The following is a 21,711-nucleotide window of genomic DNA, read 5'->3' on the forward strand; positions in this document are numbered from 1 at the left end:
ACGGCGCGCTGCGCGGCCAGTGGCGTGCGCTGGGTTTCGATCTGTCCGGCGGCAATGGCGTCGCGCCGATCGCCCTGCCGGCGCCGCTGGCCGCCGATCGCGCCCGCACCCGTGCCGGCATCGGCAGCGCCGACATACCCGCGGACCTCAATATCGGCGACGATATCCTGCCCGAAGCGACCCGCATGGATGGCGTCCCGACCGGCCGCGACGCGGTGCCACTGGTGCAGGACGCCGCCGGCACGCCGCTCGCCGCCTGGCGCGCACTTGGGGCAGGGCGGGTCGCGGTCTGGACCGGCCTCGACAGCTTTGGCCTGGTGCTGAGCGGCCGGGGCGATCTTTATGGCGACTGGTGGGGGCGGATGATGACCGCCGTCGTGCGCCCGGCACCGGGGTCTGTTCCCGCCTTCACCGATCCGGCCTGGGTTGGCGAGCGGACCAGCCTGTGCGGTCTGAAGCCCGGCGCCCGTGTCGATGGCGCGCCGTTGGCGATCGATCCGGCGACCGGCGATTGCGCCGCCTGGTGGCCTGATCGGGCGGGCTGGCATCAGGTGCGCCGGGCGGATGGCTCGGCGGCGGCCTTCTACATCTACCCCGTCAATGCCCTGCCGGCGCTGCGGACCGCGCAGATGCATCAGGCCATGACCCTGTTGCAGGGCATGGATCAAAAGACGGATTCAGCCACTGCCGCGCGCTTCGTTCCCGGCCCGTCCTGGCCCTGGCTCATCGGCTGGCTGATCGCCGCCGCCCTGCTCTGGTGGTTCGAGCGGTCTCGGATCGGCCGCACGGCGATCCTGCAGTCCTAACTTACGCCCAGCATCACCGGCCGCAGCCTTTCGCTCGTTGCCACCAGCCAGCCGACAAACTGGTCGATCCGGGCAATGCCGCGCAGGTCGCGGGGCACCACCAGCCAGAAGCTGCGCTGGATATCGACCGCCTCCGGCAGCACGCGGACCAGTCCCGGCATGGCGTCGCCGATGAAGCAGGGCAATATGCCGCAGCCCGCGCCGCTGGCGATGATCTCCGCCTGGGCATTGATGCTGCTCGACCGGATTGCCGGTTCCAGCCGGGCATCGATCTCCGCCAGATAGCGCAGTTCGGGCGCATAGATCTGATCGGGGACATAGCCGACCAGCACATGGCGGAGCAGGTCGCTCTTGACCTTCAACGGCGGCGCACCCTCCAGATAGGCGGGCGTCGCATAAAGCCCCAGATGATAGTCGGTCAGCTTGCGGGTGATCAGCGGGCCGGTCTTGGGCCGGGCCAGCATCACCGCAATATCGGCCTCGCGCCGCGAGGGGTTGAGGAAGCCGCTTGACGCCACCAGATCGATCTCGATCCGGGGATGGTCGGCGGTGAAGCTGCGCAGATGCGGCGCGATCACCCGGCTGCCAAAGCCTTCCGAAGCGCTCAGGCGGATCGTCCCGGCCATCTGCGCGCCGGCCGCGCTGCCGCTCCGCTGCACCCCCAGCGCCGCTGCCTCCATCCGCTCGGCCTGTTCCAGCAAGCGCGTGCCATGGTCGGTCAGCACATGGCCGGCCGGCGTATGCTCGAACAGGCGTTGTTCCAGCGCCTGCTCCAGCCGCTTGATCCGCCGCGAGATGGTGGTGGCGTCCATCTTGGTCATCGCTGCCGCCGCGCTCAGCCGCTCGGTGCGCGCCACCGCCAGGAACAGGCGCAGATCGTCCCAGTTCATGGATGCGGCATTTTTGCAGGGTGGATATGCATATCCGTCAGCTTGCCTGCATTTATGATATCCTGCAAGGCGGGGTGAAAGCATCGTGCGGAAAAGTGGGAACCGGTTTTCCGCTTCAAACGATGCGACAAAAGAAGTTGGAGCGCGCGACTTGCGTCAGAGTGACCGTAGCGCGCTCCAAAGCATATTGGAGAGGATGGGCCATGCGTATCATCGATCATGTCATCAGCGGTCATTCGGCAGGTGACGGCGGCCGCACCAGCGACGTCTTCGACCCCAATAATGGCGGTGTGCAGGCGCAGTTGCGCCTCGGCACCCAGGCCGACCTGGACGCCGCCATGGCCGCCGCACTGGCCGCCCAGCCGGCCTGGGCCGCGACCAACCCGCAACGCCGCGCCCGCGTCATGTTCGCGTTCAAGACGCTGATCGAACAGAATATGGACGAGCTTGCCCATCTGCTCAGCTCCGAACATGGCAAGGTGATTGCCGACTCAAAAGGCGATATCCAGCGCGGGCTGGAGGTAATCGAGTTCGCCTGTGGCATCCCTCATGTGCTCAAGGGCGAATATACCCAGGGCGCCGGCCCCGGCATCGACGTCTATTCGATGCGCCAACCGCTGGGCGTGGTAGCCGGCATCACCCCGTTCAACTTCCCGGCGATGATCCCGATGTGGATGTTCGGCGTCGCCATCGCCTGCGGCAATGCCTTCATTCTGAAGCCCAGCGAGCGCGACCCCAGCGTCCCCGTGCGCCTGGCCGAACTGATGCGTGAGGCGGGCCTGCCCGACGGCGTGCTACAGGTCGTCCATGGCGACAAGGAAATGGTCGATGCGATCCTCGATCATCCGGAAATCCGGGCGGTCAGCTTCGTCGGCTCGTCCGACATTGCCCATTATGTCTATCGCCGCGGCGTCGAGGCGGGCAAGCGCGTCCAGGCGATGGGCGGCGCCAAGAATCATGGCATCGTCATGCCCGACGCCGATCTCGACCAGGTGGTGAATGACCTGGCCGGCGCGGCCTTCGGCTCGGCCGGCGAGCGCTGCATGGCGCTGCCGGTGGTGGTGCCGGTGGGCGAGGCGACGGCGATCGCGTTGCGCGAGAAGCTGATCCCGGCGATCGACGCGCTGCGGGTCGGCGTCTCGACCGATGCCGACGCCCATTATGGCCCGGTCGTCACCGCCGCGCACAAGGCGAAGATCGAGAGCTATATCCAGATGGGCGTCGATGAAGGCGCCGAACTGGTCGTCGACGGCCGCGGCTTCAAGCTGCAGGGCCATGAACAGGGCTTCTTCGTCGGCCCGACCCTGTTCGACCGGGTGACGCCGCAGATGCGTAGCTATCAGGAGGAGATTTTCGGCCCCGTGCTCCAGATGGTGCGCGCCGACAGCTTCGAGGACGCGCTGCGCCTGCCGAGCGAGCATCAATATGGCAATGGCGTCGCCATCTTCACCCGAAACGGCCATGCCGCGCGCGAATTTGCCGCGCGGGTCAATGTCGGCATGGTCGGCATCAACGTGCCGATCCCGGTGCCGGTCGCCTATCATACGTTCGGCGGCTGGAAGCGCAGCGCCTTTGGCGACACCAACCAGCATGGCATGGAAGGGGTGAAGTTCTTCACCAAGGTGAAGACCGTCACCCAGCGCTGGCCCGATGGCGGCGCCACCGGCGACAGCGCCTTCGTCATCCCGACCATGGGGTGAGGGGAAGCGGGGAGGCGATGAAGCCTCCCCGGTCATGACGCTGCAGGTTGACGCTTCATATCCCCGTCGCGCTAATGGGTGCCGGATAAAGTCCGGCATGACGAATGGAAAGAATGAGACAAGCCCCATGACCCAGTTCGACCTCACCGACGAGCAGCGCGCCGTGCAGGAACTGGCGCAGCGCTTCACCGCCGATGCGATCACGCCCCATGCCGCCAAGTGGGACGAGGATCATCATTTCCCCCGAGACACTATCCGCCAGGCGGCCGAACTGGGTTTCGGCGCCATCTATGTCTCGGAGGAGAGCGGCGGCATCGGTCTTGGCCGGCTTGAATCCGCGCTCATCATGGAGGCGATGGCCTATGGCTGTCCCTCCACATCGGCCTTCATCTCGATCCACAATATGGCCGCCTGGATGATCGACCGCTTCGGCGACGATGCGGTGAAACAGCGCTATCTCCCGTCGCTCGTCACCTGCGAGACGATCGCCTCCTACTGCCTGACCGAACCTTCCGCCGGTTCCGATGCGGCGTCGCTGCGTACCCGCGCGGTGCGGGACGGCGACCATTATGTCGTCACCGGTTCCAAGGCATTCATTTCGGGCGGCGGCGAAAATGACATCTATGTCGTGATGGTCCGCACCGGCGAGGATGGTCCCAAGGGCATCAGTTGCCTGGTGATCGAGAAGGACATGGAAGGCGTCAGCTTCGGCGCGCAGGAGCGCAAGCTCGGCTGGCATTCGCAGCCGACCGCCCAGGTCAATTTCGACGGCGTCCGTGTGCCGGTCGCCAACCGCGTGGGGGCGGAAGGGCAGGGCTTTGCCATCGCCATGGCCGGACTCGACGGCGGCCGTCTCAATATCGGCGCCTGCTCGCTCGGCGGCGCCCAGCGCGCGCTGGACGAGGCGGTGGGCTATACCCGCGAGCGGCGCCAGTTCGACCGCGCGATCGCCGATTTCCAGAATACGCAATTCACCCTGGCCGACATGGAGACCGAGCTTCAGGCCGCGCGCGCTCTCCTCTATCTTGCCGCTGCCAAGGTGAGCGAGGGCGCGCCCGACAAGACCAAATTCGCCGCCATGGCCAAGCGCTTCGCGACCGACACCGGATCGGCCGTGGCCGACCGCGCGCTGCAACTGCATGGCGGCTATGGCTATCTGATGGACTATCCGGTCGAGCGCATCTGGCGCGACCTGCGGGTCCACCGCATCCTGGAGGGCACGAACGAGATCATGCGCATGATCACCGCCCGCGAACTGCTCAAGGCCTGAAGGGGATGACCATGACCGACGATGTGCTGATTGCGGTGGAGGGCGGCGTCGGTCGCCTGCGGCTGAACCGGCCCAAGGCGATCCATGCGCTGACCCGCGCCATGTGCGCAACCATGACCGACGCGCTGCTCGCCTGGCAGGATGATCCGGCGATCCGCGCGGTGATGATCGATCATGCCGAAGGACGCGGCTTCTGCGCCGGCGGCGACATCCGCCTGATCGCGGAGAGCGCTGCGGGTGACAATCTCGCCGCGCGTGATTTCTTCGCGACCGAATATCGCCTGAACCATCTGCTCTTCACCTATGGGAAACCGGTGATCGCCTTCATGGACGGCATCACCATGGGCGGCGGCGTCGGCATCGCCCAGCCGGCGCGCTATCGCGTCGCGACCGAACGCACCGTCTATGCCATGCCGGAAACCGGCATCGGCCTGTTCCCCGATGTCGGCGGCGGCTGGTATCTTTCCCGCCTGCCGGGCCGGTCGGGCCGCTATCTCGCCGTCACCGGCGCGCGCATCGACGGCGCGGACGCGATCGCGCTCGGCCTTGCCACCGACTATCTGCCCAGCGACCGGCTGGAGGAGGCGAAGGCGGCGATCATCGCCGACCCGTCCGATATCGGCGCGGTGCTGGCGCGTTTTGCCGTCAGCCCGCCCGACAGCCATTTCGCCGCCCGCTTGCCGGATATCGACCGGCTGTTCGCCAGCGACCGGCTGGAGGATATCTATGCCGCGCTGCGCGCCGACGGATCGGACTGGGCGCAGGCGCAGCTTGCCGCGCTCGACACCAAATCGCCCCAGACGATGAAGGTCGCGCTGCGGCAACTGGCGCAGGCCAGCCGCCTGACCCGCTTCGTCGACAATATGGCGATGGAATATGATCTCGCCTGCCGCATCATCGCCCGGCCGGACATTGTCGAAGGCGTGCGCGCGCTGATCGTCGACAAGGACAACCAGCCGCGCTGGAATCCGCCGACGGTGGAGGCGGTGACCGACCAGCTGGTCGACGCGATCTTCGCGCCGTTGCCGGACGGCGAACGCTGGACGCCGCTGCCCCAGGCAGCGGTCGACGCCTGATAGAATAACAGGAGAGGATGGACATGAGCAGCATCGGCTTCATCGGCCTTGGCAATATGGGCGGCGGCATGGCCGCCAATCTGGTGAAGGCGGGGCATGACGTCACCGCCTTCGACCTGTCCGAAGCCGCGCTGGCCCGCGCCGAGGCGGCCGGTTGCACCCGCGCCGCGTCCGCCGCGGAAGCCGTTAAAGCTGTCAACATCGTTGTCACCATGCTGCCCGCCGGCAAGCATGTCCGCGCCGTCTATGGCGAGCAATTGCTGGGTGCGGTCGGACCGGACACGCTGCTGATCGACTGTTCGACCATCGACGTCGCATCGGCCCGCGCCGTCATCGAACAGGCGGCAGAACATGGCCTCGCCATGGTCGATGCGCCGGTCTCGGGCGGCATCGCGGCGGCCAATGCCGGCACGCTTACTTTCATGGTCGGTGGCGAGGATACCGCCTTTGCCCGCGCCGAACCGATCTTGCAGGCGATGGGCAAGGCGGTGATCCATGCCGGGGCGGCGGGCGCGGGGCAGGCGGCGAAGATCGTCAACAACATGCTGCTGGGCGCCACCATGGTCGCCACCTGCGAAGCCTTCGCCCTCGCCGAAAAACTGGGGCTTGATCTCCATACCTTCTTCGACATTTCATCGAAGGCGTCGGGGCAGAGCTGGTCGATGACCAGCTATTGCCCGGTGCCCGGCGTCGGCCCGGAAACGCCGGCCGACCGCGATTATGAAGGCGGCTTCGCCAATGCGTTGATGCTCAAGGATCTGAAGCTCGCGGTGGAGGCCGCCCATGGCGCCGACGCCAGCGTGCCGATGGGCGCGGCGGCGGAGTCCCTGTATCAGGCGCTCGTCAATACCGGCGCGGGGGCCAAGGATTTCTCTTCCATGATCCGCTTCCTCAAGGGGGCAGCGGCCTGACCTTGAAGGTCGGGGCGGCGCGGGCCATCGGCCCGCGCCATCGCGCTCAGTTATTGACGAAGGTCAGCGTGGCGATGTTGTAGAGCGTCGCCACCTTGGCGCCGCGCAGGCTGAGGTCGCCCTTTTCCTCCTGCGTCGCGGTCAGGATATAGCGGCCCTTTTCCCTGATCGGCAGGGTCACGCGGCCCTGGGCGTCGGTGACGAAGCCCTTCGACCATTTGTCGGGCGAGATCGCGGTCACCTTGACCCCGGCGAGCGGCTTGCCGTCGCGGACCAGCGTGAAGCTGTTGGCGCCCGCAGCGGTCGGCACGATTTCCAGCGGCATCCCGGCCTTGGCCTCGCTGCGGCCGGCGCGCGCATAATAGATCACGCCTTCCTTCTTGCCTTCCTCGCCCCAGGGATCGAACACGCTGTCGTCGATCACGCGCACGTCGCCGGCGGGCACGGCGACCTCGATATAGCCGGCCTTGCGCACCTGCGCGGCGGAGGATGCGGGCACCAGCTTGGGCGCCTTCAGCTTCTCGAACTCGGGATCGCCACCCTCGGGCAGCGGGTCGCCCGGTTCGCCCAGATAGATGCGCGCCGGGCCGGCGCCGTCACGCTCGACCCACACTTCATGCGCCTGCGCCATTGCGGGCAGGCAGGCGATCGCCAGCAGCGCACTAGTCCATTTCAGCATAGTCTCTCTCCTCAGAAACGGAAGCCGACCGTGCCCATGACGTTGCGCGGCGCGCCCATGAAGCAGTCGCCACGCGCCAGGCAGGACGCGTAGAATTTCTTGTTGAGCAGGTTGGTCGCATTGAGCGCGAAGCGCCAGTCCTGCCAGGTGATTTCCGCCAGCGCGTCGACGGTGGTGCGCGACGGCGTGACGATCGACCAGATCGCGCTGGTCGACACGCTCTTGCCGCTATAGACGACGCCGCCGCCCAGGCGCAGCTGCGCCTCGTCGGCCAGGCCGAAGGTCTTGGTGGACCAGAGCGACGCGGTGTGGCGCGGCATATAGTCGAGGCTGGTGTTGGTTTCCGACTTCAGCTTCGAATAGCCATAATTGGCCAGCAGTTCGAAATTGCCGGGCAGGGTATGGCTCGCTTCGATCTCGAAGCCCTTGGTGTTGAGCACGCCCGACTGTTCGGTGCCGCCCGCTGCGAGATAGAGGACGCGGTTGCGCTCCTTGATCTTGAACACGGTGGCGGTGACCAGGGTGCTGGGGGCGGGCTGCCACTTCACGCCGGCTTCATATTGGGTGCCGGTCTGCGGCTTGTAGGCATCGCCATAGCTGCCATCGCCATTGTCGATCCGGCCGGCGACCGGCAGGAAGCTTTCGGTGTAGCTGAAGAAGGGCGAGATGCCGGCACCGATTTCGCCGATGATGCCGGCGCGGAAGGTGGTGGCATTGTCCTTCTGGCCCGAAGAACCGGTCACGCGGTCGCGGCGGGCGCCCAGCACGACCGATACCCGGTCATAGAAGCGGATCTGGTCCTGGACGTAGACGCCCAGCTGCTTCTGGCTGTCGCTGGTGAAGGGGCCAGTCGGATCATAGGTCGCCAGTGCATCATAATCGATGTCGTACAGGTCGACCAGTTCATAGCCGCCGGCATAACGCTTGGACACCTTGTTCCAGCTATAGTCGATGCCGACCAGCAGCTTGTGCTCGATATTGGCGCCGGTGTTGAAATTGAACTGGACGTTATTGTCGGTCGAAAAGACGTTCATCCGCGCGTCGCTGGCATCGGCCGTCAGCGCGATGGTGCGCCCGTCGGTGCCATAGACCGAGAAGGGATCCTGCGGGTTGGTATAGCTGTCGGCATAATGGGTATTATATTCGAGGTCGCTGTCGATATAGCGCGCCTTGAGGCTGAGCTTCACATTGTCGGAGAAGCGGTGGGTGATCGAGCCGCCACCCTGCAGCGATCGGCCATCATAGCGATCCCAGCCGGCCTTGCCGACGAAGGTGTAGCGATCCAGCTGCTCGCCCGCGACATTGTTGGGCATGAAGGTGCCGACGATCGGCAGGAACTGCGACGTCGAACCGGTATCATCCTCCTGATAGAGGCCGGTCAGCACGATGTCGGTATCGGGCGTCGGCTGCCAGCGGATCGAGGGCGCGAACATCACGCGGTCGTCGGGGACATGGTCGACATAGGTGTCGGCGTCGCGGACGCGGCCGACGAAGCGCACTGCCAGATTGTCGGCCAGCGCGACATTGACGTCGCCCATCGCCTCCTTGCGGTCATAGCTGCCATAGACGAGGTTGAGTTCGCCGCGGGTGGTGAAATCGGGCGTCTTGCTGACCAGGTTGACCAGGCCGCCGATCGACCCCTGGCCGAACAACACCGATGCCGGGCCGCGCAGGATTTCCACGCGCGAGAAATTATAGGGGTCCGACGTGATCGACGCATAATAGCTGAAGATGTCGCGCATGCCGTCGCGGAACTGCAGCGCGTCCAGGCCACGCACATTGAAGCCATCGACGCGGGTATCGCGGCCATAGGGATTGGCCAGCACGCCGGCGGCATATTTTACCGTGTCGCTGATGCTGATCGCACCCTGCGACAGATATTGTTCGGATGTGATGACCTTGATCGGCTGGGGCAGTTCGACCAGCGCCGTATCGGTCTTGGACCCGGTGGTCGCGGCGGTGACGACGATGCTGTCTTCGTCAGTGCGGGGGGCGTCCGCGGCGGCCGCCTCTGCCGACCAGGCGGTGCCATGGCACAGCGCGATCAGGGCCGCGCCGCTCAATGCGATGAACTTCTTCATATGGGATCCCCCGTGACTCGTTTATGGGGCGCCCATAGCGATATTGATATTCGTTCGCAATTCCGTTGGCTTGCATTTGCGAAAGGCATGTTGCGCAAATGCAACCGGCCGCCCCAGCCGGAGCGGCCGTGTGCTGATTGGAAACCGGCTGTGGCCTTATAATTCCTCGGGCCAGTAGAGCCGCATCGGGTTGTCGATCAGCAGCTTGCGCTGCAATTCCACCGTCGGGGCGATGCGCGGGATCATGTCGACCAGATGGCCGTCGTCGGGGATCGCATCCTGCATGTTCGGGTGCGGCCAGTCGGTGCCCCACAGCACGCGGTCCTGATAGTCGGCGACCAGCGGCGCGACCGCTTCGGCAAAGGCGTTCCACGGATCGCCGGTCGGATCGAGCCGATCCGGGCAGGTCGCCTTGAACCAGATGTCGTCACGGCTGTCGAGGAAGGCGCGGAACGCCTTCATGTCGGCGCCATCCGGCCTCTGGGTCACGTCCGGGCGGCCCATATGGTCGATCACCAGCGGCACCGGGATTGCGTCCATGAAGGGGCGCAGTTCCTCCAATATGTCGGCCTCGAAATAGATGACGACATGCCAGCCCTTGGGCAGGCGCTTGGCCACTTCGAGGAACTTGTCCTTGGGTGCGTCATCGACCAGGCGCTTGAGGAAATTGAAGCGGATGCCGCGCATTCCGCCCTCATGCAGGGCGGCAAGATCGACTTCGGAAATGGCCGGATCGACCACGGCGACGCCGCGCGCCTTACCATTGGATTTGGCGATGGCGTCCAGCGTCGCGGCATTGTCGGTGCCGTGGCAGCTTGCCTGCACGATGACGTTACGGGCGAACCCCAGATGATCGCGCAGCGCGAACAGCATGTCCGGGCCGGCATCTTCCGGCAGATATTTTGCCTTCGCGCTGAACGGGAACTCCGCCATCGGACCGAACACATGGCAATGGGCGTCGATCGCGCCGGCCGGCGGCGTGTAGCGCGGTTTGGACGGATTGCCGTGCCAGCTGATGATGCGGCCAAGTTCAGGGGCGGTCATGCGAAAATCTCTCCATCCATCAGCTTGCGCGCGGTGCGCAGCATGGCGGCGCTGGTGACCGCGCCACTCTCGTCCAGTTCCATGACACAGGTCGTCTCGCCGGTGGGATGTTCGACCGAAAGTGTCTTGCGGTTGCCCGATGGTATCGAGGCGACTTCGGCCGCGGGCGATCCCTCGATCAGGCAGGCGGTGGCGACGCTGACCGCGCCCAGTACGCCGATCGAGGCATGGGCGCGATGCGGGATGAAGCTGCGCACCGTGACCGCGCCGCCATCGCGCGGCGGGGCGACCAGCATCATCTTGGGCACGGACTTTTCCTTGACGTCGCCCAGGTTCATCCGTTCGCCGACAGCCAATCGGATCGCCTCGATCCGGGCCTTGAGCGCCACGTCCTTGTCCAGCGTGTCGCGGTCTTCATAGCCGGTGATGCCGACATCCTGCGCCTTCATGACGACGCAGGGCATGCCATTGTCGATTAGGGTGACGCGCACGCCCTCGACCTCGTCAAAGGCGTTGCCGGTCGGCAGCAGTGCGCCGCAGGAGGAGCCGGCGGTGTCGCGAAATTCCAGCGGGATCGGCGCGGCGCTGCCGGGCACGCCGTCGATCCTCGCCTCGCCATCATAGCGGACCTTGCCAGCGGGGGTCTCAACCGTGGCGATCGCGATCTGTCCGGTATTTTCCATGAAGATGGTCACGCGGGTCTCGCCGTCCTGCCCGGCGACGAGGCCACGCTCGATCGCGAAGGGACCGATGCCGGCCAGGATATTGCCGCAATTCTGCGCATCGCTGACGATCGCCTGATCGACGAAGACCTGGAGGAAGAGATAGTCGACATCGACGCCCTCCCGATCGGATTTCCTGACGACTGCGACCTTGCTGGTCAGCGGATCGGCGCCGCCCATGCCGTCGATCTGGCGCGGATCGGGCGATCCCATGACCCGCAGCAGGAAGGCGTCGCGCGCGGCGCTGTCGGCGGGCAGGTCTTCCGAAAGGAAATAGCCGCCCTTGGACGTGCCGCCGCGCATCCACATGACTCTGGCCGACGTCATGCCCTGCCTCCGTTCGGTTCGAGCCTGTCGAGAATGGGGCGCAGGGTTCTCGACAGGCTCGAACCGAACGGGGAATATGTGAGAGCCTTACACATATTTGAGGCCCATTTCCTGCAGGCGCGGGCGCATATTGTAGATGTCGAGGCCCAGTTCGCCGGCGGCCAGCCGGACGCGCTTGGCTTCCTCGGCGGCCTCGCGGGCCTGCGCCTTTTCCAGCACGGCGGCGGCATCGGCGCGCGGCACGATGCACACGCCATCATCGTCGGCGATGATCACGTCGCCCGGATTGACCAGCGCATTGGCGCACACGACCGGGATATTGACCGATCCCAGCGTGCCCTTGATCGTGCCCTGGGCATGGACCGCCTTGGACCAGACCGGGAAGTTCATCTGCTTGAGGTCGCGGACGTCGCGCACGCCCGCGTCGATGATGAGGCCACGACAGCCGCGTGCCTGGGCGGAGGTGGCGAGCAGGTCGCCGAAATAGCCGTCGGTGCAGGGGCTGGTCGGGGCGAGCAGCAATATGTCGCCTTCCTTCAGCTGTTCGATCGCGACATGGACCATCCAGTTGTCGCCCGGCGGGGCGGAGATCGTCACCGCGCTGCCGGCGATGCGGGCGCCCGGATAGATGGGGCGCATATAGGGGGCGAGCAGGCCCTTGCGGCCCTGGGCTTCATGGACGGTGGCGACGCCCGCCTTGGCGAGGCCATCGATGACGGCGAGGTCCGCCCGTTCGATATTCTGGACGACAATGCCGGACATCAAGCCTTCTCCTAGCGCATAAGTTGACAGCGATGTGGACAGGTGCAGCGCGATGCTCAAATCCGAACTGGAACCAGTGCATAAATTTTTGCTAAGTGTTGGACATGAACCCCGACCAGTTCAATATCCGACATCTGGCCGCGATGGCGGCCGTGGTGGAGCTTGGCAGCGTCAGCCTGGCGGCGCGCGCGGTCAACCTGACCCAGCCGGCGGTGACCCAGGGGATCGCCAAGCTGGAGGCGCAACTGGGCCTGCCGCTGTTCGCGCGCCAGCCCGGCGGGATGGTCGCGCTGGAGCCGGCGGAACGGCTGAAGCCCCGGATCGATGCGGCGCTGCGGCTGATTGGCAGCAACCGGGTGACGGCGGCGCAGGTGCGCGCCTTCGTCGCCCTGGCGCGCGGCGGCAGCTATGCGGCGGCGGCGGTGGCGACCGGCGTGGCCGAACCCTCGCTGCATCGGGCGGTCGGCGATCTGGGGCTGGCGCTGGGGCAAAGGCTGGTCGACCGGCGCGGGCGCGGCGTGATGCTGACCAGGGCCGGGACGGTGCTGGCGCAGCGGCTGCGGCTGGCGCTGGCGGAATTGCGGCAGGGGCTGGAGGATCTGGCCGACCTGCGCGGGCAGGAGGGCGGGCGCATCCTGGTCGGCGCCATGCCGCTGTCGCGCGCGCGCCTGATCCCCGATGCGATCGCCCGGTTCCGCGCCGATTTTCCGCTGGTCGACATCAGCGTGCATGAAGGATCGCATGCCGAACTGGTCGGCCCGCTGCGCGATGGCGAAATCGACCTGATGGTCGGCGCGCTGCGCGATCCCGCCATGGCGCTGGACCTGGTGCAACGGCCCTTGTTCGAGGATCGGCCGACCATCCTGGCGCGGCGCGGCCATGCGCTGGCGGCGGGCTGGGACGCCGATGCGCTGCGCCGCTATCCCTGGATATTGCCGCCGGAAGGCACGCCGCTGCGGCAATTGTGGCAGGCGATGTTCGCGGCATTGGGCGGCGATCTGCCGGCGGTGCCGATCGAATGCGGATCGGTGATGACGATCCGGCAATTGCTGGTCGGCGGCGAGTATCTGACCTTGCTGTCGTACGATCAGCTGGCGCTGGAGCTGGAGGCGGGGCTGCTGATCGATATCGGCCCGGCACCCGGTGCGATCAGCCGGACCATCGGCCTCACGACGCGGGCCGACTGGCGCCCGACCCGGTTGCAGCAACAGTTCATGGCCGCGATCGATCAGGCTGCGGCACATATAAATTCGTAAAATCTTATACTGATCCAACGGATTCGATTGGCGGCGTCAGACATGATCCGTCATCCAACCCGACATGGAGCAGGAAATCGGTCTGATCGGATTTGGCGAGGCGGGGTCCACCTTTGCGATGGCGGGGGACTGGATCGACGCGGCCCGCGTCTATGATATCCAGACGGATGCCGGCGCCACCCGCGATGCGATGCTGGCGCGCTGTGCCAGGGCCGGCGTCCGCGCCGTGCCGACGCTGGCCGATGCCGTTGCGCCCGTCACCTTCATCCTGTCGCTCGTCACCGCCGACCAGGCGCTGGCCGTGGCGCAGGCCGCCGCCGCCCATATCGCCCCCGGCGCCCTCTATTGCGATCTCAACAGCGTCGCGCCGCAGACCAAGCAGGCGGCGGCCCGCGCGATCGAGGCGGCCGGTGGCCATTATGTCGATGTCGCCGTCATGGCGCCGGTCGATCCGGCCCGGCTGAACGTGCCGCTGCTGGTCAGCGGTGCCCATGCCGATGCCGCGCGGGCAGGGCTGGCCCGGCTTGGCTTCACCAATATCCGCGTCGTCGGCGAGGCCGTCGGCCGGGCGTCGGCGATCAAGATGATCCGGTCGGTGATGGTCAAGGGGCTGGAGGCGCTGACCGCCGAATGCATGCTGGCGGCCGATGCGGCGGGTGTGCTGGACGAGGTGATCGGATCGCTCGACGCCAGCGAGAAGCCGCGTCCCTGGGACATCCGCGCCGACTATAATCTCGACCGGATGATGGTCCACGGGCTGCGCCGCGCGGCCGAGATGGAGGAGGTGGTCAAGACGCTCGATGGCCTTGGCACCGGTTCCGCGATGACGCGCGGCACGGTCGAGCGCCAGCAGGCGATCGGCACGCTCGGCCTCAAGACGCCGCCCGAAGGGCTGGGCGCCAAGATCGACAGCATCATTCAAGCAAAAGCAGAACAGACAGGAAAGGCCGACGCGGCATGACCATGATTATCGACTGCCACGGCCATTATACCGTGCTGCCCAAGGGGCATGACGCCTGGCGCGAGGAGCAGAAGGCGGCATTCAAGGCGGGCGTGCCTGCCCCCGCCTATCCCGACATCAGCGATGCCGAAATCCGCGAGACGATCGAGGCGAACCAGCTGCGCCTGATCAAGGAGCGCGGCGCCGACCTCACCATCTTCTCGCCGCGCGCTTCGGCCATGGCCCCCCATGTCGGCGACGCGGCGGTGGCGAAGGAATGGGCGATGCGCTGCAACGACCTGATCGCGCGCGTCGTCGGCCTGTTCCCCGAAACCTTCGTCGGCGTGTGCATGCTGCCCCAGTCGCCCAAGGCGGATATGGCGAACAGCATTGCCGAGCTGGAACGCTGCGTCGACATGGGTTTCATCGGCTGCAACCTCAATCCCGATCCGGGCGGCGGTCATTTCCAGCATCCGCCGCTGACCGACCGTTACTGGTATCCCTTCTACGAAAAGATGGTCGAGCTGGACGTGCCGGCGATGATCCATGTGTCGGGCAGCTGCAATCCGGCGATGCACGCGACCGGCGGCTATTATATCGCGGCCGACACCATCGCCTTCATGCAGTTGCTGGAAGGCGACCTGTTCAGGGACTTCCCGACGCTCAAGTTCATCATCCCGCATGGCGGCGGCGCGGTGCCCTATCATTGGGGCCGCTATCGCGGTCTGGCCGACATGCTGAAGAAGCCCGACCTGTCGACCCATCTGATGAACAACATCTTCTTCGACACCTGTGTCTATCATCAGCCCGGCGTCGACCTGCTGGCCGATGTGATCGACAACAAGAATATCCTGTTCGGGTCGGAAATGGTCGGCGCGGTGCGCGGCATCGATCCCACCACCGGCCATTATTTCGACGATACCAAGCGCTATGTCGATGCGCTGGACATCAGCGAGGGCGAGCGTGCCGCGATCTTCGAGGGCAATGCCCGCCGGGTCTTCCCCCGGCTCGACGCGCAATTGAAGGCGCGCGGCCTGTAACCCTATCCCCGCGGAGGGGCGCGTTCATCCCCCGGTCCTTTGTTGGAAGGAAGGGCCGGGGGATGGATGCCAAGAGAGGATGAGATGAGCATCGATATCCACGAATATCTCGCCGAGTTCGACGATATCCCCGGCACCCGCGTCTATACCGCGGCGCGGGCGCGTCAGGGCTATTGGATGAACCAGTTTGCGATGAGCTTGATGAAGGCGGAAAACCGCGTCCGCTGGCTGGCCGGCGAGCGCGCCTATATCGACGAATGGCCGATGACCGAGGCGCAGAAACAGGCGATCCTGGACCGCGACTATAATCGTTGCCTGGACCTGGGCGGGAACATCTATTTCCTCGCCAAGGTGTTCTCGACCGACGGCCTCAGCTTCCTGCAGGCGGTCGGCACCATGACCGGGATGAGCCCGGAAGATTATCAGGCGATGATGATCGCCGGCGGCCGCTCGCCTCAGGGCGTCCGCTCCATCAAGGAGAAACGCTGATGGCCCGCATCACTGCCGGCGTCGCCACCAGCCATGTGCCCGCCATCGGCGCTGCCATGGATCTGGGCAAGACCGCCGAGCCTTATTGGCAACCGCTGTTCGCCGGCTATGACTGGTCGCGGCAATGGATCGCGCAGGAAAAGCCCGATGTCGTAATCCTGGTCTATAATGACCATGCCTCCGCCTTCGACATGAAGATCATCCCGACCTTCGCGATCGGCTGTGGCGAACGCTACAAGCCGGCCGACGAGGGCTGGGGGCCGCGCCCGGTGCCCGATGTGATCGGCGAGCCGGACCTGGCCTGGCACATCGCCCAGAGCCTGATCCTCGACGAATTCGACATGACCATCATCAACGAGATGGATGTCGACCATGGCCTGACCGTGCCGTTGAGCCTGATGTTCGGCCAGCCCGACGCCTGGCCGTGCCGGGTGATCCCGGTCGCGGTCAATGTCGTCACCTATCCGCCGCCGTCGGGCAATCGCTGCTGGCGGCTGGGGGAGGCGATCGCCCGCGCTGTCGACAGCTTCCCCGAGGATCTCAACGTGCAGATCTGGGGCACGGGCGGCATGAGCCACCAGCTTCAGGGGCCGCGCGCCGGCCTCATCAATGCCGAGTGGGACAATCGTTTCCTCGACCTGATGAGCCAGAGCGACGATGGCGAGGCGCTGCGCGCGATCGAGCATATCGAATATCTGCGCGAGACCGGGTCCGAAGGGATCGAGATGGTCATGTGGCTGATCATGCGCGGGGCGCTGGGCGACAAGGTCCGGCCGTTGCACCGCCATTATCATGTTCCCGCTTCCAACACCGCGGTCGGGCACCTGGTGCTCGAACCCGCCCGCTAACCTGTCCTAGGAGAATATCATGCGTATTGCCCTCGCCGGTGCCGGCGCCTTTGGCGAAAAGCATCTTGATGGCCTCAAGAATATCGATGGCGTCACCGTCACCTCGATCATCGGCCGCGAACTGGAGGCGACGAAGAAGGTCGCCGAGAAATATGGCATCGGCCATGTAACGACCGACCTCAACGAGACGCTGGCGCGCGACGATGTCGACGCGGTGATCCTGTGTACGCCGACCCAGATGCACGCGGAACAGGCGATCGCCTGCATGAATGCGGGCAAGCATGTCGAGGTGGAAATCCCGCTCGCCGACAGCTGGGCCGATGCGCAGGCGGTGCTCGCCAAGCAGAAGGAAACCGGCCTTGTCTGCATGGTCGGCCATACCCGCCGCTTCAACCCGTCGCACCAGTTCGTCCACAACCGCATCCAGGCGGGCGAATTCAACGTCCAGCAGATGGACGTGCAGACCTATTTCTTCCGCCGCAAGAACATCAATGCCAAGGGTGAGCCGCGGTCGTGGACCGACCATCTTCTGTGGCATCACGCCGCGCATACGGTCGACCTGTTCGCCTATCAGGCGGGCAAGATCGTCGCCGCCCATGCGATGCAGGGGCCGATCCATCCGGAACTGGGCATCGCCATGGACATGTCGATCCAATTGAAGAGCGAGACCGGCGCCATCTGCACCCTGTCGCTGAGCTTCAACAATGACGGGCCGCTTGGCACCTTCTTCCGCTATATCGGCGACACCGACACCTATATTGCCCGCTACGACGATCTGGTGAACGGCAAGGAAGAGCCGATCGACCTGGCCGGCGTCGCCATCTCCAACAATGGCATCGAATTGCAGGACCGCGAGTTCATCAGCGCGATCCGCGAGGGCCGCGAGCCCAACAGCTCGGTCGCCAAGGTGTTCGACTGCTATCGCGTGCTGGGCGAACTGGAAACGCAGCTCGCCGGCTGATTCCGATCCCTTCGGGGTCGCAAGGGGGCGTGGATGGCGACAGGCCGTCCACGCCTCTTTTTTGTTACCGATCGATCAGCGGATGGCGCAGATGCAGATCGTCCAGCAGCGTCTCGATCACCGATATCTCGCCTGCCGTGCCGCTCGGCGTGAAGGCCCAGTTGCAATGGGGATGGGTGGCGCGGCTGTAGATCCGGACCGGACCGATCGCCTTGCGCCAATGATGCTTGCTCTTGCCATGGGCAATCACCAGCCGCGCGATCATCATGTCGATCAGCCGGTCAGACGTCATCGTCCCACCCTTCGATCCCCTCCGCATCGCGATTGCCCGACCAGCTGACCGGGCTGTCCAGATAGGCTTCCAGCTCGCGCCAGTGCCGGTCCCAGCCGGGGCCGCGCCGCGCTTCGGGCACCTGCCGTTCCACCAGCCAGCGGGCGCGGGCCACGGGATTGCCCGCCGGGGCGCGCAGCCGGTCGAGGATGGCGCGGATGCTCTGCTGATCGTCGGTCATGATGACCGCCTGATAGGCGGCGACTTTCCCGCGTTCAAGCGAGCATCCGCGCTGCCCCTGCTTATTGTTCCGCCGACAGCGTAACCGGCCCGATCAGGCCCGACGGACGCAGCGGCGCATCGGGGCGATAGGTGGGGGCGGCGGTGAAGGTGATCTTCTGTGCGCCGGGCTGCTGGTCGCCGATCAGGCGATTGACCCACAGGTTCGCGACCTTCACCTCGATCGCGTTGCGGCCGGGCTTCACCAGCTTGCCGACGTCCAGTCGATAGGGCGCGAACCAGCTTGTGCCCGCGACCTGGCCATTGACCCGCACTTCCGCGACATCGCCGACCTTGCCCAGATCAATCCACAGCGGCGCGCCGGGCCTGGCGCCCTTGGGCAGGGCAAAGCTGCTGGCATAGGTCGCCTCGCCCGAGAAATAGCGCACGCCCAGATCGCTGCTCTTGTCGAGCGCCGTCAGCGTCGGCATCGCAATCTCGGCCGGGGCGCCGCGACCCGGCTGGAAGCGCACGGTCCAGGGCTGCGACAGGGTGGCGACCGGCTTCACCGCCGCCGGCGCGATCGTTTGGCTGGGGGCCTGCGCCGGCTTGCGGAACAGGATGAAGAAGGCATCCTCCGGCCCGACATCGAGCGGGACGACCGTGTCACTGCCCTCGGTCCGGTAGGACAGCGGCGCGGCGCTGCCGTCGATCGCGCGCCAGATTTCCGGCTGGCGGCCGGTGACGCGGAAACGCGCCTCGACATGCTCGGCCTGTGCCTTGCCATTGGTCACGAAATAAAGGTCGCCATCGGGCAGGGCGCGGTGGAGGAAGCGATAGGCACCGGCATCGCCGCTGCCGCTCACGCGGAAATCGGCGCCGACGCCCGCGCCGGCGAGCGCGGCGTCGACATCGGCGCTGGCGATTACCTTGCCCTTGCCGACCGGCTGGCCGCTCCACAGTTTCGCCACCAGCGCGCGGAAGGCGGCGGGATTATCCTGCAGGCCGGGCGCGCGTTCCGGTGCCGTGCCGATCAATGTCGCGCCAGCCTCGACCAGCGCGGCGATGCGCTGCAGCGTGGCGAGCGTCATCACCTTGCTCGATCCGCCCAGATACAGCGCCTTGTAACGCGCCTTGCCGGCGATCAGGTCGCCATTCTGCACCGACGCCCTGGTCGCCAAAATCTCGGCATTGACGAAGTCATAGGCATAGGATTTGGGCAGGTCGGCCGGCACGCCATGTTCGAACAGCGCGGTGATCGGCGCATCCTCGCCATAGAAATAGGCGATGTCGGCATGGTCGCGGCCCTGCTGCAACAGGAAGCCGGTGCGCGCCATATAGTCGACCCAGGGCTTGGCCATATTGGCCCAGCTTTCGTGGCGGTTGAAATATTGGCCGAAGATCATGAGGCTGAGGCCCGGCACCTTGTCATCCACCGGCTGGTGGACGGAGGTGTGGACGATCGGCCGGTTGACGCCCGACACGAATTCCAGGTCGATCACGCGCTTGAGGTCCGCCGGGGCAAAGGCCCAGGGCGCGAAGGCCGAGGTCATGCTTTCGGCCGACACGATATTCTGGCCATAGATATGGGCGACCGACGCCGCGCCCTTCATGTCGCCGATCAGCGTCGGGCGCGGCGCGCTGCCGCGATTGAAGGTCCACATCGCCGCCATCGGCACGTCGGTATGCGCGCGCATGGCAAGGTCGTCGCCCAGCACAGGCCGGCCATTTTCCAGCGCCTCGCCATAGACGGTCAGGCCATTTTCATGCGCGACCTGCGCCACCGTGCCATAATGGGCGTCGGCCAGCAGGTCGGCCAGGGTCTGGCGATAATCATGCAGGAAGGCGTCGCTGCGCGCGGGCGATCCCACGACTGCGCCGGTCAGGGTCGGCAGGAAGGGGACGGGATCATAGCCGCGCCGCGCCTTGAACTCCTCCACCATGCGCGGTGTCCAGTTGGACGCGCCCACCTCGATACTGTCGGTCAGCAGCGCGCTGATGCCCTTCCTGCCGATCCAGTCGGCGCCGACCGCATCGCGATACATGGCGAGATAGGTTTCGAGATAGCGGCGCACGGCGGCCGCATCATATTTGTCGACCTCCAGCCCGGTGGCTTGGGGCGTGGCGGGATGGTTGGTCTTGCCGGTCAGCGACCAGCCCATGCGGACGATGCGCCAGCGCGTGCCCCTGGGCGCGGTCCAGTCGAGCGTGCCGTCGGGGCGCAGCCGGTCGGTCAGGTCGATGACCCTGGCCGGATCGATGGCGGGCGTGTCGGCCGGACCCATGCTCAGACGGTTATAATCGGATGCGATGGCATAGCCGGCCTTCGCTTCAAACTGGTCGATCCGCGCCTCGGCCGACAGGCGCAGGTCGCCAATGCCCAGCGTCGGGCTGGCCGGGCGGCCGAACACGTCGATCATCACCGCGCCGGGCGCGCCATCGCCCAGGCCCGGCGACTTGGCGGCGTCATTGGGCGACAGGACCAGCCGGAAGCGCTGCGCCGTGACGGGCGCGAAGCTGGTGGTGGAGGCGACTTCGGTCAGCGAAAAGCGGCCGAGCGGCTGCCAGCCCTGCGCCGTTTCCGCTTCGATCGTCGGGCGATAGGTGGGGTCGCCGAAGGGCGGGCGGGCATGGGGCACGAACAGGCTGGCCGATCGCACCGTGACGGGCTTGCCATAATCGAGGATCAGCGTGCCGGGATGCGCCGCATCGCCCTTGGCCATCTGCGCCACGGTTTCCAGATCGCTGTCGCCCAGCGCGGCGGCGCCCGCGATCGGCTGGCCATTAGCATCAAGGATATGCGGCGTCGGCAGGGCGGCCTCGGCGATCGGATAGGCCAGCACCCGTGCCTCGCCATAGGCGCGCGGCTGGTCCGGTATCTCCGCGTCGCCCGCCAGCGGGTCGCTGAACTTCGCGCTCTGGAAGGCGCCGGTCACATTGGACGGGGCGGGCAGGGCGCCCTTGAACCGCTGGCCGCCCTCGACCTCGGTCTGCGCCCAGACCAGCTTTTTCATCGCGTCCTGCGGCTTGACCCAGGGGCCGCCGGTCTCGCTCCAGCCCGGCGAGGCGGCGATGGCGAATTCCAGCCCCTTGGCATCGGCGGTCTGGACGGCGTGGCGGAAGGCGTCCTTCCAGCCGTCGGTCATATAGACCAGCCGTTCCTTGACGATCTGCGGCGTCTGCAGATTGGCGTCGAAATTCTGCACCCCGCCAATGCCGATGCGCGCCAGCCAGTCGAGATCCTTGTCGATCCCGTCCTTGGTCACATTGCCGTTCAGCCAGTGCCACCAGACGCGCGGCCGGGCCGACTGGGGCGGATTGTTGAAGCCGTCGGCCAGATCGTCGGCCTGGGCCGGCATGGCGAGCACGGTGCCGGCCAGCAGCATGGCGAGACGGAGGGAACGGAAGGTCATCGGGGG

The 21,711-nt window shown here is 66.0% G+C and carries 19 protein-coding genes and 1 pseudogene; 11 read left to right on the forward strand and 9 right to left on the reverse strand.

Annotation, left to right across the window (positions count from 1 at the left end; translation table 11 throughout):
- Positions 1 to 806, forward strand: a pseudogene (locus A0U87_RS19610) (carboxypeptidase regulatory-like domain-containing protein); the annotation flags it as partial.
- On the opposite strand, the gene A0U87_RS19615 reads toward A0U87_RS19610, so the two are convergent.
- Positions 803 to 1,696, reverse strand: a complete 894-nt coding sequence (locus A0U87_RS19615; RefSeq protein WP_048937649.1) for a LysR family transcriptional regulator — start codon at positions 1,694 to 1,696, stop codon at positions 803 to 805. The pseudogene A0U87_RS19610 and the gene A0U87_RS19615 overlap by 4 nt on opposite strands.
- 203 nt (positions 1,697 to 1,899) lie before the next feature.
- Here A0U87_RS19615 and A0U87_RS19620 point away from each other — a divergent pair, with 203 nt between their 5' ends.
- The 4 genes from A0U87_RS19620 to mmsB all read left to right on the forward strand — a co-directional run bounded on the left by A0U87_RS19620 (position 1,900) and on the right by mmsB (position 6,653).
- Positions 1,900 to 3,396, forward strand: coding sequence for a CoA-acylating methylmalonate-semialdehyde dehydrogenase (locus A0U87_RS19620; protein WP_048937648.1), 1,497 nt, complete (start codon positions 1,900 to 1,902; stop codon positions 3,394 to 3,396).
- A gap of 127 nt (positions 3,397 to 3,523) precedes the next feature.
- Positions 3,524 to 4,666, forward strand: coding sequence for an acyl-CoA dehydrogenase family protein (locus tag A0U87_RS19625; RefSeq protein ID WP_048937647.1), 1,143 nt, complete (start codon positions 3,524 to 3,526; stop codon positions 4,664 to 4,666).
- Between the two features lie 11 nt (positions 4,667 to 4,677).
- On the forward strand, positions 4,678 to 5,742 hold the full coding sequence (locus A0U87_RS19630) for an enoyl-CoA hydratase/isomerase family protein (RefSeq protein WP_170978431.1): 1,065 nt from the start codon (positions 4,678 to 4,680) through the stop codon (positions 5,740 to 5,742).
- A gap of 23 nt (positions 5,743 to 5,765) precedes the next feature.
- The gene (mmsB, locus tag A0U87_RS19635) at positions 5,766 to 6,653 is read left to right on the forward strand and encodes a 3-hydroxyisobutyrate dehydrogenase (RefSeq protein ID WP_048937645.1); all 888 of its coding nucleotides are present in this window, start codon (positions 5,766 to 5,768) and stop codon (positions 6,651 to 6,653) included.
- A gap of 46 nt (positions 6,654 to 6,699) precedes the next feature.
- Here the strand turns inward: mmsB and A0U87_RS19640 are convergent, their stop codons facing one another.
- The 5 genes from A0U87_RS19640 to ligK all read right to left on the reverse strand — a co-directional run bounded on the left by A0U87_RS19640 (position 6,700) and on the right by ligK (position 12,268).
- Positions 6,700 to 7,332, reverse strand: a complete 633-nt coding sequence (locus A0U87_RS19640; protein WP_072893776.1) for a DUF4198 domain-containing protein — start codon at positions 7,330 to 7,332, stop codon at positions 6,700 to 6,702.
- An 11-nt stretch (positions 7,333 to 7,343) separates the two neighbouring features.
- Positions 7,344 to 9,413 (reverse strand): TonB-dependent siderophore receptor, encoded by a 2,070-nt coding sequence (locus A0U87_RS19645; RefSeq protein WP_004208437.1) that lies wholly within the window; start codon positions 9,411 to 9,413, stop codon positions 7,344 to 7,346.
- A 156-nt stretch (positions 9,414 to 9,569) separates the two neighbouring features.
- Positions 9,570 to 10,457: an amidohydrolase family protein gene (locus A0U87_RS19650; RefSeq protein WP_048937643.1), complete on the reverse strand. Its 888-nt coding sequence runs from the start codon at positions 10,455 to 10,457 to the stop codon at positions 9,570 to 9,572.
- On the reverse strand, positions 10,454 to 11,506 hold the full coding sequence (locus tag A0U87_RS19655) for a 4-oxalomesaconate tautomerase (protein ID WP_048937642.1): 1,053 nt from the start codon (positions 11,504 to 11,506) through the stop codon (positions 10,454 to 10,456). The genes A0U87_RS19650 and A0U87_RS19655 overlap by 4 nt, the downstream gene beginning before the upstream one ends.
- 87 nt (positions 11,507 to 11,593) lie before the next feature.
- Positions 11,594 to 12,268, reverse strand: a complete 675-nt coding sequence (ligK, locus tag A0U87_RS19660) for a 4-carboxy-4-hydroxy-2-oxoadipate aldolase/oxaloacetate decarboxylase (RefSeq protein ID WP_037520103.1) — start codon at positions 12,266 to 12,268, stop codon at positions 11,594 to 11,596.
- A gap of 104 nt (positions 12,269 to 12,372) precedes the next feature.
- Between ligK and A0U87_RS19665 the strand changes: the two genes are divergently transcribed.
- The 6 genes from A0U87_RS19665 to A0U87_RS19690 all read left to right on the forward strand — a co-directional run bounded on the left by A0U87_RS19665 (position 12,373) and on the right by A0U87_RS19690 (position 17,802).
- A complete protein-coding gene (locus tag A0U87_RS19665) occupies positions 12,373 to 13,524 on the forward strand; it encodes a LysR substrate-binding domain-containing protein (RefSeq protein WP_048937641.1) in 1,152 nt (383 codons plus the stop codon).
- Between the two features lie 64 nt (positions 13,525 to 13,588).
- Positions 13,589 to 14,485: an NAD(P)-dependent oxidoreductase gene (locus A0U87_RS19670; protein ID WP_048937640.1), complete on the forward strand. Its 897-nt coding sequence runs from the start codon at positions 13,589 to 13,591 to the stop codon at positions 14,483 to 14,485.
- Positions 14,482 to 15,504 (forward strand): amidohydrolase family protein, encoded by a 1,023-nt coding sequence (locus tag A0U87_RS19675; protein ID WP_004208431.1) that lies wholly within the window; start codon positions 14,482 to 14,484, stop codon positions 15,502 to 15,504. The genes A0U87_RS19670 and A0U87_RS19675 overlap by 4 nt, the downstream gene beginning before the upstream one ends.
- Positions 15,505 to 15,588: 84 nt before the next feature.
- On the forward strand, positions 15,589 to 15,993 hold the full coding sequence (gene ligA, locus A0U87_RS19680) for a protocatechuate 4,5-dioxygenase subunit alpha (protein ID WP_004208430.1): 405 nt from the start codon (positions 15,589 to 15,591) through the stop codon (positions 15,991 to 15,993).
- The gene (locus A0U87_RS19685) at positions 15,993 to 16,841 is read left to right on the forward strand and encodes a class III extradiol dioxygenase subunit beta (protein WP_048937639.1); all 849 of its coding nucleotides are present in this window, start codon (positions 15,993 to 15,995) and stop codon (positions 16,839 to 16,841) included. The genes ligA and A0U87_RS19685 overlap by 1 nt, the downstream gene beginning before the upstream one ends.
- 19 nt (positions 16,842 to 16,860) lie before the next feature.
- Complete coding sequence (locus tag A0U87_RS19690; RefSeq protein ID WP_004208428.1) at positions 16,861 to 17,802, forward strand: Gfo/Idh/MocA family oxidoreductase; 942 nt, start codon at positions 16,861 to 16,863, stop codon at positions 17,800 to 17,802.
- Positions 17,803 to 17,866: 64 nt separating this feature from the next.
- Here A0U87_RS19690 and A0U87_RS19695 read toward each other — a convergent pair whose 3' ends face one another.
- From A0U87_RS19695 to A0U87_RS19705, 3 genes are all read right to left on the reverse strand, one after another.
- Positions 17,867 to 18,094, reverse strand: coding sequence for a hypothetical protein (locus tag A0U87_RS19695; protein ID WP_010338905.1), 228 nt, complete (start codon positions 18,092 to 18,094; stop codon positions 17,867 to 17,869).
- Positions 18,084 to 18,314, reverse strand: coding sequence for a hypothetical protein (locus A0U87_RS19700; protein ID WP_048937638.1), 231 nt, complete (start codon positions 18,312 to 18,314; stop codon positions 18,084 to 18,086). The genes A0U87_RS19695 and A0U87_RS19700 overlap by 11 nt, the downstream gene beginning before the upstream one ends.
- A 61-nt stretch (positions 18,315 to 18,375) precedes the next feature.
- Positions 18,376 to 21,705 carry a glycosyl hydrolase gene (locus A0U87_RS19705; RefSeq protein ID WP_137405906.1) on the reverse strand — a complete coding sequence of 1,110 codons (3,330 nt, stop codon included), beginning with the start codon at positions 21,703 to 21,705 and terminating at the stop codon, positions 18,376 to 18,378.
- Positions 21,706 to 21,711: the final 6 nt, after the last annotated feature.

The organism is Sphingobium sp. MP9-4, assembly GCF_005281675.1.
GTDB classification, from domain to species: domain Bacteria; phylum Pseudomonadota; class Alphaproteobacteria; order Sphingomonadales; family Sphingomonadaceae; genus Sphingobium; species Sphingobium yanoikuyae.

Excerpts from the sequence above, each read along its gene's own strand:
- A0U87_RS19620 (WP_048937648.1), top strand. The coding sequence starts at position 1,900 with ATGCGTATCATCGATCATGTCATCAGCGGTCATTCGGCAGGTGACGGC.
- A0U87_RS19690 (WP_004208428.1), top strand. The coding sequence starts at position 16,861 with ATGCGTATTGCCCTCGCCGGTGCCGGCGCCTTTGGCGAAAAGCATCTT.
- A0U87_RS19615 (WP_048937649.1), bottom strand. The coding sequence starts at position 1,696 with ATGAACTGGGACGATCTGCGCCTGTTCCTGGCGGTGGCGCGCACCGAG.
- A0U87_RS19705 (WP_137405906.1), bottom strand. The coding sequence starts at position 21,705 with ATGACCTTCCGTTCCCTCCGTCTCGCCATGCTGCTGGCCGGCACCGTG.
- A0U87_RS19655 (WP_048937642.1), bottom strand. The coding sequence starts at position 11,506 with ATGACGTCGGCCAGAGTCATGTGGATGCGCGGCGGCACGTCCAAGGGC.
- A0U87_RS19625 (WP_048937647.1), top strand. The coding sequence starts at position 3,524 with ATGACCCAGTTCGACCTCACCGACGAGCAGCGCGCCGTGCAGGAACTG.
- A0U87_RS19640 (WP_072893776.1), bottom strand. The coding sequence starts at position 7,332 with ATGCTGAAATGGACTAGTGCGCTGCTGGCGATCGCCTGCCTGCCCGCA.
- A0U87_RS19630 (WP_170978431.1), top strand. The coding sequence starts at position 4,678 with ATGACCGACGATGTGCTGATTGCGGTGGAGGGCGGCGTCGGTCGCCTG.
- mmsB (WP_048937645.1), top strand. The coding sequence starts at position 5,766 with ATGAGCAGCATCGGCTTCATCGGCCTTGGCAATATGGGCGGCGGCATG.
- A0U87_RS19665 (WP_048937641.1), top strand. The coding sequence starts at position 12,373 with ATGAACCCCGACCAGTTCAATATCCGACATCTGGCCGCGATGGCGGCC.
- A0U87_RS19675 (WP_004208431.1), top strand. The coding sequence starts at position 14,482 with ATGACCATGATTATCGACTGCCACGGCCATTATACCGTGCTGCCCAAG.
- A0U87_RS19645 (WP_004208437.1), bottom strand. The coding sequence starts at position 9,413 with ATGAAGAAGTTCATCGCATTGAGCGGCGCGGCCCTGATCGCGCTGTGC.
- ligA (WP_004208430.1), top strand. The coding sequence starts at position 15,589 with ATGAGCATCGATATCCACGAATATCTCGCCGAGTTCGACGATATCCCC.
- A0U87_RS19670 (WP_048937640.1), top strand. The coding sequence starts at position 13,589 with ATGGAGCAGGAAATCGGTCTGATCGGATTTGGCGAGGCGGGGTCCACC.
- A0U87_RS19650 (WP_048937643.1), bottom strand. The coding sequence starts at position 10,457 with ATGACCGCCCCTGAACTTGGCCGCATCATCAGCTGGCACGGCAATCCG.
- A0U87_RS19700 (WP_048937638.1), bottom strand. The coding sequence starts at position 18,314 with ATGACCGACGATCAGCAGAGCATCCGCGCCATCCTCGACCGGCTGCGC.
- A0U87_RS19685 (WP_048937639.1), top strand. The coding sequence starts at position 15,993 with ATGGCCCGCATCACTGCCGGCGTCGCCACCAGCCATGTGCCCGCCATC.
- ligK (WP_037520103.1), bottom strand. The coding sequence starts at position 12,268 with ATGTCCGGCATTGTCGTCCAGAATATCGAACGGGCGGACCTCGCCGTC.
- A0U87_RS19695 (WP_010338905.1), bottom strand. The coding sequence starts at position 18,094 with ATGACGTCTGACCGGCTGATCGACATGATGATCGCGCGGCTGGTGATT.